Raw genomic sequence first — 13,404 nt, forward strand, 5'->3', positions numbered from 1 at the left:
TCCTTAACGTCGGACAAGTTTCAGAGAGTGACTAACTATTCCCACCTATCGCCACACCATCGCATTTCCTCGCCGTTGCGTCGCCGAGTGGTTCTCCCGCCCAGGCGCTGTCACCCGCCTAACACCGGGGCTTCTCCCGATGTCACCGAAATCCGAATCCGCCAACCTCGCCGACGGCACGACCGTATTCTCCATGCCGGCTGGCCTCAAATGGATTGCACGTCACGACCCGGCCGGTTTCCTCCCCGGCCAGAGATTCATTGACGAAGTCACCAGCGAACCCTTTCGCCGCATCACGGGGTGGAAGCACACCCACGTTCTCTCCGATACTCCGCTTGACGACGGCAGCGCTGGCACGGTTTTAGAGGACACCGTTGACACCAAGGTTCCGGTACCCGGGTTAGATTCGATGTTCGCCTACCGTGCTACGAAGGTTGCTGGAGACCTTGCGGCCGTCGATAGGCTTTCGGAGTATTTGGGGCATGTGCCGGAGCCGCTGACAGTGGCGATCAGTGGAGCTACGGGGACCATCGGAACGCAGCTGCGCGCGCTACTGACCACGGCCGGACATGAGGTGATTTCGCTGGTGCGCTCACGTGAACAGACGGGTGTGGACAAGCGATATTGGGATACTGCGGCACCCGCAGCTGACTTGCTGGAGGGAGTCGACGCGGTCATCCATCTGGCCGGCGCACCGATTGCGGGGCGCTTCACGGAGGCGCATCTTCGAAAGGTTCGCCATTCCCGTGTCGAACCAACGCGAGCTCTGGCAAAGCTCGTTGCATCTACTGACAGCGTGAAGGTCGCGGTTGGAGCGTCGGCGGTGGGGTTCTACGGTGCGGATCGTGGCCCAGAGGTGCTCACCGAGGACGCTGGCCCTGGCGCGGAGGCGCAGCGTTACGACGGTAGCGCCACCGCGGACAGTCTCTCGGCTATCGTGCGCGATTGGGAAAATGCATGGGATCCCGCTCGCGATGCAGGCAAGCGGGTCGTAAACGTCCGTACTGGTCTCGTGCTTGCTGGTGGCGGCGGACTCTTGCCGCTACTAGCGGGCGTTGTGTTCACCGGACTTGGAGGAAGATTGGGGTCGGGCGAGCAGTGGTTCCCGTGGATTGCTTTGGACGACCTGTTGGACATCTATCACCGGTCGTTGGCAGATTCCGCACTTGCCGGACCTGTCAATGCGGTGGTGCCACTGGCTTCCGGAGTGAATAATGCGGAGTTCACGAGGGTATTGGGAGAGGTCTTGCACCGCCCGACGGCGGTTCCGATTCCTTCACTGGGGCCTGCAGTACTGCTGGGCAAACGCGGTGCTGCGGAGTTGGCTCTCGCGAATCAGAGAGTAGAGGCAGCAGCGCTGCAAAAGGCGGGGCACAGGTTCCGCTTCACTTCGCTTAACGACGCCCTGCGCCACGAGCTATTGAAGGAGACGTAGCCTTCCACCGTGCCTACACAAAACACGAAGGTTGTGTAATTGAATGGCGCGTTGCGACTATCAACAACCCGACCCCTGCGCCTGAGTCCACGGCATCCTGAACAACCCAAAGATGCTCTCTGCATAGGTACTCAAACACCTGTTGACTCATCAACTTGCCATCACATTGCACTCGGTGTAACTTTGCACCTCGTGCAAATTGATGAGAATACCTATCACAGATTGGACCCGGGCCAACACCCCGAGTGCGGTCTCCGGGAGCTCAAAAGGTTTCAAACACACTGCGCTTTGGCCGATGCCGCGACCGCCCTTGTATTGGATCGCGGATACGACCAAGTCAACATCGAAGACATCTGTCAGCGGGTCAATATCAGTCGACGCACATTCTTCAATTACTTCGACTCCAAGGATCAAGCCATCTTCGGCAACGGCATCATGTCATTCGATGCTGACGATGAAGAGGTATTCCTCGCCCAAATTCACCAAGACCCCATCGCGGACATGCTCGATTTCATCGAGAAAAAGCAGCAATCCCAGCTACTCCGATATAAAGAGCTGGGGGCAACCGAAGAGTTTCACCGTCTGCTCAAGGAGCGTATCCGCGAGATTTTGCGCAATGAGCCAAAGCTATCGACGGTTGTCATTTCGAATTTTGGCAACTCAATGCGCCGCGTCCGTTCTGCCTTTGAGCGCTATTTCGAGATGAATCCACAGTCGCGCACGCACCCCGAGCTGCCCGTCGGGCACGAGGTAGCACTGTCGGTCGGTTTCGTCCGCGAATGCGTGCTGTACTCATCGGCTCATCGGGACGAATTCACAACAGATACACCGCTTCACGACGCCGCCGACGTCGTTAAAAATTTCTGGAGGAGGAATAGTGACAGCTAGCAACACCACTGCTCAAGATCAAACCGACACCACGGTTTCTGACAACAAGTCCCACTTGGGAATCATTTTCTTCGCGCTCATTCTCACTATGCTGATGAGCTCGCTGGGGCAGATGATTTTCGCCACCGCCCTGCCGACCATCGTCGGCGAGCTCGGCGGAGTTGACCACATGTCGTGGGTTATTTCTGCATTCCTGTTGGCACAGACTGTGGCAATGCCGATTGTCGGCAAGCTCGGTGACATGATTGGGCGCAAGGGCCTGTTCATGATGGGGATCGCGCTGTTCATGGTCGGTTCCGTCATGGGTGCAATCACCAACTCCATGAGCCTGCTCATCGCCGCCCGCGCCTTTCAGGGATTTGCTGGCGGTACATTGATGGTTTCCTCGCAGGCCATCCTGGCCGAGGTTATTCCCGCACGCCAGCGCGGTAAGTACATGGGCATCATGGGTGCTGTGTTCGGCCTGAGTTCCGTGCTGGGACCAGTGCTGGGAGGCTGGTTCACCGACGGCCCGGGCTGGCGCTGGGGCCTGTGGATCAACGTCCCGATGGGCGTGGTTGCACTATCGGCAGCTGCAGCCTTCCTGAAGCTGCCCCGACGCCAGAGTGAAGGAAACTTCGACTACATCGGCACGATGTTCTTGACTGCCGCTGCCTCGACGCTAATTCTCACCACCACGTGGGGCGGTACACAGTACGACTGGAACTCCGGAGTCATCATCTCGCTTATCGTTGCCTCCGTGGTTTCCTGGGTGCTGTTCTTCCTCACCGAGACTCGTGTTTCCAACCCACTGATTCCGACGCACTTGTTTAATAACCGGAACTTCGTGCTCACGACTGTGTCGGGTCTCATTCTGGGTATCGCGATGTTCGGCACTATGGCCTATATTCCGACCTACCTGCAGATGGTGCACTCAATGTCACCGACCGCTGCAGGCTTGATGATGACGCCGATGATGGTCGGCATGCTGCTCACCTCAATTGGCGTTGGCCAGATTATTTCGCGGACTGGTAAGTATCGCTTCTACCCCTTCGTCGGCCTGATGATTATGGCTGTCTCCCTCTACTTGCTGTCCACGCTGGAGACCACCACCCCGCTGTGGCAGGTTGGTGTTTACCTGTTCATCATGGGCTTCGGCCTGGGCACCGGCATGCAGGTTCTGGTTCTCATCGTGCAGAACTCCTTCCCGGTCGCCATGGTCGGTACCGCTACCGCTGCGAATAACTTCTTCCGCCAGATTGGTGGTGCGGTCGGTTCCTCCATTGTGGGTTCGATTTTCATCCACCGCATGAAGGACCTGGCAGGCGAACGCGTTCCGGCTGCTGTCGAACAAATCAAGGCCGCATCACCGGAGGCTGCAGCAGAGTTCGCAAAGCAGATGGGCCCGGAGGGCTTTTCCTCTAAGTCGATTGGTTCACTGACGCCGCACGTCCTAGATAGCATGCCGGCGCCAATCCACGAAGCGCTGATCTCCAGCTACAACGATGGTTTGACGCCGATCTTCTTGGTACTAATGCCAGTGATTATTCTGGCAGCAATCATTGTGTTCTTTGTTCGCGAGGATCCGTTGAAGGAAACCGTCGAATAATTAATTCGCGGGAGCCGCGGCTCCCGGCAGCTATGCCCCCACCTGGCCGTCGGCGCGGTCGAGCTTGTCCAGAATCGGACGGTTCGGCTCACCGGCGGCTTCTGCTTCTTCCTGGACGCGCTTCAGTGCGCGCTCCTCTGGCTTTTCCAGGAGCTTTTCCAAAATAATGACATCGCGCCACTGCCCCGCCATTGGGCCGTAGGTCATCTTTGCCATGTGGTGGTAAATCCCCACTTCACGGAAGCCGAGCTTTCGATGCAGCTTTAACGATCCCACATTCTCCGGGAAGACCCACGAGTGAATCGACCAGCAGTCGAGCTCCGTGGCATCGTCGATAAGCTTCTGCAGCAGCGTCGCCGCCAGCCCCATGCCCTGCCCGTCAGGATGGACGTAGATGGAGTCTTCGATGACGCCATTGAAAATCGGGCGCTTGGATACCGGCGCTGCCGATGCCCAAGCCAGAATCTTGTCCGGGTTTTCTGCGTCGACGGCGACGTAACACAAATCCACTCGTTTGAGTGCGATGAATTCGTCCCACTCGGGAGCGGAGTGCTCCCAGGACGCGTGCCCCGTATCCAGGCCAATCTCGTAGATCTCTTGGATCTGTGGATAGTCCTCTTCACGCATCATTCGAATCGTGAAATCGCGCTTCTTTTCAGCCATAACTACAAGTGTGGCTAATTTTTCCGCGCACGTCGAACGAAACGGCAAAAATATTGTAAAAAGATTACTTTCGCCTGCGCGGTCGCCCGTTTCCGCCGCTGCTTCGACGTCCACCACGACCACTGCGCGCATGCTTTACGACGGTCCCAGCGCGCTGCCGGCGGGCTTGCTTAGCAAGCGTCTTTTCTCTGGCCGACAACTTCTTCGGCTGCTCGTCAGCCCTCTTGCGCCCCAACTGCGTGCGTGTCGAGCCCTCCCTGCGCCCCTGGACAATGCCGACGAACTCCTGCCGGAGCTCGTCGTCCTCTACTTTCGGCCACACCAACCAAATAGCTGTCCGGGACAGCGGATCTGTGGCACCTTCCTCGGCCACCAAGTTCGATGAGGCCACCGCCTTCTTCGATAGCGCCTTCAAAATCGTGCGAGGTCCCACCACGACACCTGCACCAGTGGCCGCAACGGGCAGCATCTGTCGCAGCTCATCCGCATCCACGGAGGTCAGCAGCACAGTTTCGTCCGCCAACAGCTCCTCCGGCACGGACTCTGTGAGGGAGAACACGTGCTCTTTCTCGAAGGCCACGCCCCAGGCTTCGTCGTAAAGCCGGATGCGATGGAGCGACTCGGGCAGCGAGCTTTCGGACTCTAACCGAACCAGCGCCATGTCAGCGGCGCCGCCGACCAGGTCGGACATCGGATCGTCGGCGGCGTGGGTGTGCAGTGTTGCCGGAATTCGATCCCTAAAGCGGCGAAACCACTTCTCGGGACTGGTGCCGGTGGCGAACACGATGCGCAGGACGGCGGGTTCAGGAGTCGACATACTCCGCAAGGTTACTCGAATGGGTGCTAGCGTTGAACCCATGAAACCCCTAACCGCAGCCAAGAAACTTGGCATTTTCCTCCCGGCCACACCCGAGGAATTTCGCACTGGTGAGATTTCGCACGCGCAGTTTGCCGAACTGCAGTCCAATCCGCCGGAGTGGCTCGCTGAGCTACGCCGCAACGGACCGCACCCGCGCCCGGAAGTTGCCCGCAAGCTGGGCATCACTATCACGGCGTTGAAGAAGAACGACATGGACAAGCCGCTGACAACGGCGGAGATTAAGGATTTGCTCGAGCAGATGCCGGAGTGGCTGGAGGCTGCTCGTGAGTCCATGGCGAAGCAGCGTGTTGAAACCGCTGAGGCAGAGGCCAAGAAGGACGACGGCCCTGGTCGGGCTGCCGCTGAAGCTGCTCGCAACGCCGAGAAATAGCCGACACAGCTGACACACCGACACAGCTGACACCTTCAAGGAGGATTCTCCCGTGGCCATCGACTACACCGCACATGCAATCAACCACAAGGACAACGGTACGGTTGTCCTGATTGGCTCGCTGGGCACCACACAGGAGATGTGGGAGCCCCAGGTAGCTGCTTTGAGCGAAAAGTACCAGGTCATCACGCCAGATGTCCGCGGCCATGGCGATTCCCCTATCCCCGAGGGTGAGTGGGACATGAGCCACTTGGCCGCCGACATCATCGAGGTCCTCGATGAGGAGGATATTGACCGCGCACATTTTGTGGGACTATCTCTCGGCGGCGCTATCGCCCAAACCATCGCATTAGAACACGCCGATCGCGTGGTCAGCCTGACACTGTCGTCGACGGCGCCGAAATTCGGCACACCCGAGGCCTGGCAGGAAAAGGCCCAGCTCGTGCGCGACAAGGGCACGGTCGCACTCGCCGACACTGTCGTCCGCAACTGGTTTACCGACGAGTGCTTCGACACTACCCCTGAGCTCGCCGCCCGCTTCCGCGACATGATCGCAGATTGCCCCGATGACGGCTACATCGGCGCCTGCGGAGCACTCTCTCGCTTCGACACCCGCGAGCGCCTCGCCGAGATCACCGCTCCGACGCTGGTCATCGCCGGCAAGCAGGACACCTCTACGTCTCTCGACGTCGTCACTTCGCTTCACGACGGCATCGCGGGCTCGACCATGGTCGTCATTTCGCCGGCCAAGCACCTGCTCAACCAGGAAACCCCGGAGTACTACAACTCGGCCCTGCTGGCGCACATTGATGGGATTGCCGACTAGCGCCTAATCGCAGCAATAAAAAATAAAAATAACGCGACCTGCTCGCTGTCCATTCCACAGGGACGGCGCACAGGTCGCGTCATTTTTTCGAGTGCAATTGGAGGTTGCTATGACTGCAGTGGAAGAAGCTCGGATAATCAAGGGAACCGGTCTCCACCTGATGCTCATACTAACTACCACCAGCACTAATGGGAATAAGAAAACGAGATTGTTTCGTTAATCACCCCCATGATGACCATCCAAAACGCCTACCCTATCGACCCCAAAGCCCCAGGGTCCCGCCTGTCAGATATGACAAAAATAGCCATTCACCTGGCTTTGTAGGTTAGCATTACCTAACATTGCCGACTGTCGGGGATAGTCTGGATTCAATAGCAACCTCCAACCGCAACGGGGGTAGTTTTCCGGGAAGGTTGGGCACAATATCCGTCGTCAAGCGATTTCACGTCATCAATCGGGAAAAAACTTTTAAAAAAACAAGTGTCTCTCATCACACTCATGCATAATGGGGTACAACAGTCATAGTCACTATGACGATGAACCGAGGCCATCGCGTTTATCTGCAGCGTTTATCTGCGACGTACGAAAAGGCCTTAAGACAAAAATTCCACGACAATATTTCTAGGAGCATGTCATGAAGGACTTTCTGCCCCGTACTCACTTCGAAGAAGAGCACAACATGTTCCGCGACATGGTTCGCGGCTTCGTCGAGAAGGAAATCACCCCGAACGTAGAGCGCTGGCACAAGGAAGGTCAGCCGGACCGCGAGATTTTCAAGAAGGCCGGTGAGCTGGGCCTGATTGGTATGTCCACCCCGGAGGCATACGGCGGCGGCGGAGAGATGGACTTCCGCTACAACCAGGTCCTGAACGAGGAGCTCTCCAACGCCGACTGTGGCTCCATCGTCGTTTCCTTCGGCGTTCTCAACGACCTGGTCGCTCCGTACCTGGCCAAGTTCGGTAACGAAGAGCAGAAGCAGAAGTACCTGGCTTCCATGAACGCCGGCGACACCATCGGCTGCCTCGCTATGACCGAGCCGGGCGCCGGTTCTGACCTGGCAGGTATGCGCACCTTCGCCAAGAAGGACGGCGACCACTACGTCCTCAACGGCACCAAGATCTTCATCTCCAACGGCATGATGGCCGACTTCGCTCTCGTCGCAGCTATCACCGACCCATCCAAGGGCCGCGCTGGCGTCTCCATGTTCATCGTCGACGCTGATCTCGAGGGCTTCACCAAGGCTGGCCCGCTGCAGAAGGTCGGCCTGAAGGCTCAGGACACCGCTGAGCTCAACTTCGACAACGTCCGCGTTCCGGCCGAGAACTTGCTCGGCGAAGAGGGCGCTGCCTTCGGCTACCTGCGCACCAACCTCGCTCACGAGCGCCTGACCCTGGCTTGCGGCTCTGTCGCAACTTCCCGCCGCGCCTGGACCCTGGCTTACAAGTACGCTCAGGAGCGCGAGGCATTCGGTCGCCCGATCATCCAGCACCAGGTCCACGGCCACTACCTGGCTGACATTGCCACCCGCGTCACCGCCCTGCAGGCTTTCGTTGACCAGGCTGTTATGGCCCACAACGCTGGCCAGCTGGACGAGACCGGTGCTTCCATGGCCAAGTACTGGACCACCGAGGAGCAGCAGGACATCGTTACCCGCTGCCTGCAGATGTTCGGTGGCTACGGCTTCATGCTCGAGTACCCAATCTCCACTCACTACCTCGACTCCAAGGTCCAGACCATTTACGGTGGCACCAACGAGATCATGAAGGAGATCATCTTCCGTCGTATCGCCAAGGGCGGCGCAGAGTAAACAGCGCACGTCGGCCTAGCCGATTCGCCCCCAAACCCCGTCAGGTCTTCCTGGCGGGGTTTTTGCATACCTCAAAGTGGGTGGCTGGCGATTATTTACGAGGCTTAATTAGAGCTCCCTTCCCCCGTGCCACACCCCCACTAAAAACATTACCCCCTACAAAACCGAAACTATACAATGAGATACCCATCTCATATACTAAGATTCTGTTAGGTAATGGTGATGCACTTCACCAAATTCCCTCCTAGGCCGCGCGAGCGCGTGACCGGAGATGAAGGATTGGAGTTCCAGAGGTATGAGCACAACCAACTCGACCGCTACCCCTCAGCGAAGGGAGGTGTTTTCCACCCGAGCAGCCTTCATTTTCGCCGCTATCGGCTCGGCAGTCGGGCTTGGAAACATCTGGCGTTTCCCCTATGTCGCATATGACTCCGGCGGTGGCGCTTTCCTTATCCCCTACCTGGTCGCACTTCTGACCGCAGGTATCCCACTGCTCTTCCTCGACTTCGCCATCGGACACCGCTTCCGCGGGTCCGCACCGAAGTCGATGCGTCGGATCAAGCCCTGGGCTGAGCCAATCGGCTGGATCCAGGTCGGTATCGCCTTCTTCATTACCGTCTACTACGCCGTTATTATCGCGTGGTCCTTCATCTACGCCTGGAAGTCCATCCGCAAGAGCTGGGGCCCAGATGCCGAGACCCACTTCATGAAGGACTTCCTCCAAGTAGACACCGAGAGCGTCTTCTCTCTGGACTTCGTCCCCTCGATTTCCATCGTCCTGCTCATTGTCTGGGTACTCGTCATCGGCATTCTGGCCGCTGGTGTGGACAAGGGCATCGGCAAGGTCTCGATTATCTTCATCCCACTGTTGACCATCCTCTTCGTCGCAGTGGTCATCTACTCCCTGACGCTCGACGGCGCTGCAAAGGGCCTGGATGCATTCTTCACCCCAGACTGGTCCGCACTGACTGACTCCAGCGTATGGATTGCCGCCTACGGCCAGATCTTCTTCTCCCTGTCCGTGGCCTTCGGCATTATGCTGACCTACGCCTCCTACCTGAAGCCACGCACGAACCTCACCGGCTCCGGCCTGGTCACCGCGTTCGCAAACTCCTCCTTCGAGGTTCTCGCCGGTATCGGTGTCTTCGCCACCCTGGGCTTCATGGCAGCGCAGTCGGGTGAGGCCGTTGACGAGGTCGCAACCTCCGGTATTGGTCTTGCCTTCATCGCATTCCCGACGGTCATCTCTGAGATGCCCAAGGTCATCGGTTCGGTCTTCGGGCTGCTGTTCTTCCTCTCCCTGGCAATCGCCGGTGTGACCTCCCTGATGTCGCTGCTCGAGGTCGTTGTCTCCGCAGTAAAGGACAAGCTGAACCTCGGCCGCGTCCAGGCCACCCTCACCGTCGGTGGCGCCATGGCCGTCATCTCGCTGCTGGCCTTCCCGACCACCTCAGGTCTGGTAACCCTCGACATTGTCGATAAGTTCACCAACAACGTCGGTATCGTCCTGGTTGCACTGCTGACCATCATCGCAATCGACTGGATCCTGCGCCGCACCAACGAGTTCGCCATGCACCTCAACGCCGTCTCCTCGTTCAAGGTCGGCACCATGTGGCAGATCTTCGTCGGAAACATCACGCCGGTCATTCTCGCCGTCATCCTGTTCCAGGAGCTCATTGGACTTTTCCAGGAAAACTACGAAGGCTACTCCGACACCCAAATCGACATCTTTGGCTGGGGTGTCATCGGCGTGATTCTCATCGGCGCTCTGATTATGGCCATCCTGCCTTGGCGCGGCCAACACCGTCTCGATGGCCCTCCGGGCTCGGACTTCGGTGTGACGCCAGATTTCAAGCGGTCCTCACACCTGCCACGCAAGCACACTCCGGAAACCGAGGAGGTTTAAGCCAAATGTCCGGTATCGCAATTGTCATGATGGCACTGTTCATCATCGTCATCTGGGGCGGTCTGGCAGTCTCGCTGGTCAGCCTATCCAAGCACCCTGACGAGGTTTCCGGTGAGCTGGGAGATCACCCAGAGCTCACCAGTGAAGTACTAGGAGCACAGGAAGAGCAGTAGTTCTTCACTACTATCTCTCCCCTGCCACTCCAGGTATCTGTCTTACTCACCTACGAAATGCGGTGGTCGCTTCTCCAAGAACGCGGCCACCGCTTCCTTATGGTCGGCCGAGACCGCCAAACGAGCCTGCGCGTCCGCCTCCGCCGCAGCAGCAGCCAAGGTATCCCGGCGCAGCAGAGCCTTAATCTCCTTCAGCGCGGCCGTCGGCCCCGCCGCAAACTGGGCAGCCAACTCGCGTGCCCGAGTCGCTGGATTATCCACCACTTCAGTGACCAGGCCGAGGCTCAGGGCTTCGTCGGCAAGCACCTTCTTATCGAAGAACAACAGCTCACGCGCCTTCGCGTCGCTGACCATGCGCGGCAGCAGCGCCGACATGCCACAGTCCGTGGCCAGGCCAATCGACGGGAACGCCGCCTTGAACGACGCCTTCGGGCCGGCGATACGGAAATCACAGTGCAGCGCCAACGACCAGCCGGCACCCGCCGCAGCACCTTCGATAGCTGCAATAACCGGAACGTTAATCGCGGTCAGCTCCGCGACCATCGGGTTGTACTCCTCGACAACCTTGCCCATGCCGGCGCCGGACTGCAGGTCAGAAATGTGCTCCTTCAAATCCTGGCCCGTACAAAACGCCTTCGGCCCGCCGAGCAGGATAACAGCGCGCACATCCGGCTCCTGCGCACGCTCAAAAGCGGCTTTCAGCTCCAAGCGGAGATTCTTATCCAGGGAGTTATAGGCATCCGGGCGGTCGATGGTGATGGCTAGAATGCCGTCGGAAAAGTCTTGAGTAACGTTGCTCATAACCTCGCAGGTTATCGCAATCTCCCCCGCCTCGGACGCACTTTTGCACCAAATCACTCGCCGCGAGTAACAAGGGACACATGACACTTCCACGCCCCGCCACGCCTGACGACGTCCACGAGATCGTCGACCTCATCAAAGACCTGGCGGCCTACGAAAAAGAACCCGATGCCGTCCGACTGACCCCCGAGCGCCTGCGCGAACAGCTCTTCGGGGACAACCCTGCGATTTTCTGCCACGTCGTCGACTCCACATCCGGAAATTTGGACGACGGCGCCGGTGGCGGTGATGGCGGTGTTGGTGGCGGTGATGGCGGTGTTGGAGGCAGCCCGCGCCTCGACGGCATTGCACTGTGGTTCCTCAACTACTCCACCTGGGAAGGCACCCACGGCATCTACCTCGAAGACCTCTACGTCCGCCCCGAGGCACGCGGCACCGGCAAGGGCAAAGCACTGCTGCAGAACCTCGCGCGAATTGCCGTGGAGCGAGGCTACTCACGTGTCGAGTGGTGCGTCCTGAAGTGGAATCAACCCTCCATCGATTTCTACCGCTCCCTCGGCGCCTTCCCCATGGACGAATGGGACACCTTCCGCCTCACCGGCAGCGCCCTGCGTGACTTCGGGGCGTAACAGACGGCAGCGCGTGGTGCGGCGGTACGGCGGTGCAGCTGCGGTGCGTTTGCGCGGTGAAAAGTCCGGATGTGGATAACTGCTAAACCGGCTGACTTATCCACAGCCTGCCCTCGTAGGCGTTGTCCCCCTACATCCGGACTTTTACCTTCAAAGGCATGACAGTTCTTGGGACGCTCGCCGCACTGGCCTCGCGCGGAATGGACACGCTAGCGGAACTCCACGCCGCGCGTCCCGACGGCCACGACGCCACCTCCCACTTGGCGGCAACCCTCGGCCTTGACCCGGCGCGCCTCCGGCTTTTGCTACGCGTCGCCGCCCACTATCTCCAACCCGCTGACACCGAGGAAAACACCAAAGCCCGCGAAGACGCCACCGCCCTTGCGCGCCAGCTCGGCCTCAGCCTGGACACCTGCGTGCTTATCGACAAGCGCAGCCGCCAAGCCAACAACGCCGAACTCCACGACAACCTCCGCCTCACATTCGTCGCTGCCGCCGAACGCCTCGGCTTCGAAGAACTCGATCTCTACATGCGGGAAACTCTCACCGAGCTCAACACCGAAGACGAGCCACCCCAGCACCTACGCGCCCGATTTTCCCGGAAGGTAGACATCCGGGGAATGAAGCACTTCCATATCTCCGGCCCCTCGGATATGCTCGACAATCTCCTGTCGCCGCTTACCATCCGTGCCGCAGAAATCCGGAAGTCCCATCCGGAGTTTTCCCACGACCGCTGCGTCGGCCAAGCGCTTGCCGAGCGCCTCGAGCATGCCGATGCCGCAACGCCCGTCGACAAGCTCGATGAAATGCGCTACCAACCCGCCATCATCATCACCGCACAAGACCTCATCGACTACAGCCCGCGATTCGCCGCCACCACCAACGGCTCTGCGCTCGCCCCCGACGTCTTCCTCAACGCCCTACTCGCCGACACCGGGTGGGCCGTGCTTTACGACGAACACAGCGCCATTACGGACTTATTTCCCATCGGCAACCCCCGCCTGGCGACTGAAGAGCAGCGCATCGCGATGCTCATCGACAACCCCATCTGCGCCTGGCCCGGCTGTGAACGCCCCGCCTATAGCGGACAAGCGCACCACCTAGTCGCCCACAAACACGGCGGCACAACCACGCTGGACAACCTCACCATGGTCTGCCGCGAACACAACGGGCTTAACGACGACGACCGGGAAGGACGCAACGGCCACCTCGAACGCATCCCCACATCCGGACATATTCGATGGCGCCCACCTGACAAGACTCGGCCGCCGCTGTTTAGCAACTCATTCGTGACATCAATGTCCGGGAGGTCCTACGCCGGATACCGGGCAGGCACGACGAAACAGCTCGGGCCGGAGCCACCACCTCCGGACCAAAACCCGGATGTACGGGAAAACCCGTCCTAGCGCACTGCTAGAACGGGTACTTGCGCTGCAAA

The 13,404-nt window shown here is 59.1% G+C and carries 13 protein-coding genes; 10 read left to right on the forward strand and 3 right to left on the reverse strand.

Features of this window, described 5'->3' with window-relative positions:
• The first annotated feature begins 139 nt into the window (after positions 1-139).
• The 3 genes from EGX79_08395 (at position 140) to EGX79_08405 (ending at position 3,911) form a co-directional block, all read left to right on the forward strand.
• Complete coding sequence (locus EGX79_08395; protein AYX82200.1) at positions 140-1,435, forward strand: TIGR01777 family protein; 1,296 nt, start codon at positions 140-142, stop codon at positions 1,433-1,435.
• 183 nt (positions 1,436-1,618) lie between these two features.
• On the forward strand, positions 1,619-2,323 hold the full coding sequence (locus tag EGX79_08400; GenBank protein ID AYX82201.1) for a TetR family transcriptional regulator: 705 nt from the start codon (positions 1,619-1,621) through the stop codon (positions 2,321-2,323).
• Positions 2,313-3,911 carry a DHA2 family efflux MFS transporter permease subunit gene (locus EGX79_08405; protein AYX82202.1) on the forward strand — a complete coding sequence of 533 codons (1,599 nt, stop codon included), beginning with the start codon at positions 2,313-2,315 and terminating at the stop codon, positions 3,909-3,911. Before EGX79_08400 ends, EGX79_08405 begins: the two co-directional genes overlap by 11 nt.
• Before the next feature lie 30 nt (positions 3,912-3,941).
• Here the strand turns inward: EGX79_08405 and EGX79_08410 are convergent, their stop codons facing one another.
• Both EGX79_08410 and EGX79_08415 read right to left on the reverse strand, forming a co-directional pair.
• Positions 3,942-4,574 carry an N-acetyltransferase gene (locus EGX79_08410; GenBank protein AYX82203.1) on the reverse strand — a complete coding sequence of 211 codons (633 nt, stop codon included), beginning with the start codon at positions 4,572-4,574 and terminating at the stop codon, positions 3,942-3,944.
• A gap of 64 nt (positions 4,575-4,638) precedes the next feature.
• Positions 4,639-5,391, reverse strand: coding sequence for a LysR family transcriptional regulator (locus EGX79_08415; protein ID AYX82204.1), 753 nt, complete (start codon positions 5,389-5,391; stop codon positions 4,639-4,641).
• A 19-nt stretch (positions 5,392-5,410) separates the two neighbouring features.
• Between EGX79_08415 and EGX79_08420 the strand changes: the two genes are divergently transcribed.
• The 5 genes from EGX79_08420 (at position 5,411) to metS (ending at position 10,536) form a co-directional block, all read left to right on the forward strand.
• Positions 5,411-5,824, forward strand: coding sequence for a hypothetical protein (locus tag EGX79_08420; GenBank protein AYX82205.1), 414 nt, complete (start codon positions 5,411-5,413; stop codon positions 5,822-5,824).
• A 52-nt stretch (positions 5,825-5,876) separates the two neighbouring features.
• Positions 5,877-6,650, forward strand: coding sequence for an alpha/beta fold hydrolase (locus EGX79_08425; protein ID AYX82206.1), 774 nt, complete (start codon positions 5,877-5,879; stop codon positions 6,648-6,650).
• A gap of 634 nt (positions 6,651-7,284) precedes the next feature.
• On the forward strand, positions 7,285-8,457 hold the full coding sequence (locus EGX79_08430) for an acyl-CoA dehydrogenase (GenBank protein ID AYX82207.1): 1,173 nt from the start codon (positions 7,285-7,287) through the stop codon (positions 8,455-8,457).
• 295 nt (positions 8,458-8,752) lie between these two features.
• Positions 8,753-10,363 carry a sodium-dependent transporter gene (locus EGX79_08435; protein ID AYX82208.1) on the forward strand — a complete coding sequence of 537 codons (1,611 nt, stop codon included), beginning with the start codon at positions 8,753-8,755 and terminating at the stop codon, positions 10,361-10,363.
• Positions 10,364-10,368: 5 nt separating this feature from the next.
• Positions 10,369-10,536 (forward strand): methionine/alanine import NSS transporter subunit MetS, encoded by a 168-nt coding sequence (metS, locus tag EGX79_08440; GenBank protein ID AYX82209.1) that lies wholly within the window; start codon positions 10,369-10,371, stop codon positions 10,534-10,536.
• Between the two features lie 42 nt (positions 10,537-10,578).
• Here metS and EGX79_08445 read toward each other — a convergent pair whose 3' ends face one another.
• Entirely contained in the window at positions 10,579-11,337 is a 759-nt protein-coding gene (locus EGX79_08445) for an enoyl-CoA hydratase/isomerase family protein (GenBank protein ID AYX82210.1), read from the reverse strand.
• Between the two features lie 80 nt (positions 11,338-11,417).
• Between EGX79_08445 and EGX79_08450 the strand changes: the two genes are divergently transcribed.
• A complete protein-coding gene (locus tag EGX79_08450; protein ID AYX82211.1) occupies positions 11,418-11,966 on the forward strand; it encodes a GNAT family N-acetyltransferase in 549 nt (182 codons plus the stop codon).
• A gap of 200 nt (positions 11,967-12,166) precedes the next feature.
• Entirely contained in the window at positions 12,167-13,372 is a 1,206-nt protein-coding gene (locus tag EGX79_08455; GenBank protein AYX82775.1) for an HNH endonuclease, read from the forward strand.
• Positions 13,373-13,404 lie beyond the last annotated feature (32 nt).

Source organism: Corynebacterium jeikeium (assembly GCA_003955985.1).
In the GTDB taxonomy this organism is placed as follows: Bacteria; Actinomycetota; Actinomycetes; order Mycobacteriales; family Mycobacteriaceae; genus Corynebacterium; species Corynebacterium jeikeium_D.

Bases quoted from the DNA above. Each gene is read 5' to 3' on its own strand.
- EGX79_08430 (AYX82207.1), top strand. From the start codon at position 7,285: ATGAAGGACTTTCTGCCCCGTACTCACTTCGAAGAAGAGCACAACATG.
- EGX79_08415 (AYX82204.1), bottom strand. From the start codon at position 5,391: ATGTCGACTCCTGAACCCGCCGTCCTGCGCATCGTGTTCGCCACCGGC.
- EGX79_08420 (AYX82205.1), top strand. From the start codon at position 5,411: ATGGGTGCTAGCGTTGAACCCATGAAACCCCTAACCGCAGCCAAGAAA.
- EGX79_08445 (AYX82210.1), bottom strand. From the start codon at position 11,337: ATGAGCAACGTTACTCAAGACTTTTCCGACGGCATTCTAGCCATCACC.
- EGX79_08410 (AYX82203.1), bottom strand. From the start codon at position 4,574: ATGGCTGAAAAGAAGCGCGATTTCACGATTCGAATGATGCGTGAAGAG.
- EGX79_08450 (AYX82211.1), top strand. From the start codon at position 11,418: ATGACACTTCCACGCCCCGCCACGCCTGACGACGTCCACGAGATCGTC.
- metS (AYX82209.1), top strand. From the start codon at position 10,369: ATGTCCGGTATCGCAATTGTCATGATGGCACTGTTCATCATCGTCATC.
- EGX79_08455 (AYX82775.1), top strand. From the start codon at position 12,167: ATGGACACGCTAGCGGAACTCCACGCCGCGCGTCCCGACGGCCACGAC.
- EGX79_08435 (AYX82208.1), top strand. From the start codon at position 8,753: ATGAGCACAACCAACTCGACCGCTACCCCTCAGCGAAGGGAGGTGTTT.
- EGX79_08395 (AYX82200.1), top strand. From the start codon at position 140: ATGTCACCGAAATCCGAATCCGCCAACCTCGCCGACGGCACGACCGTA.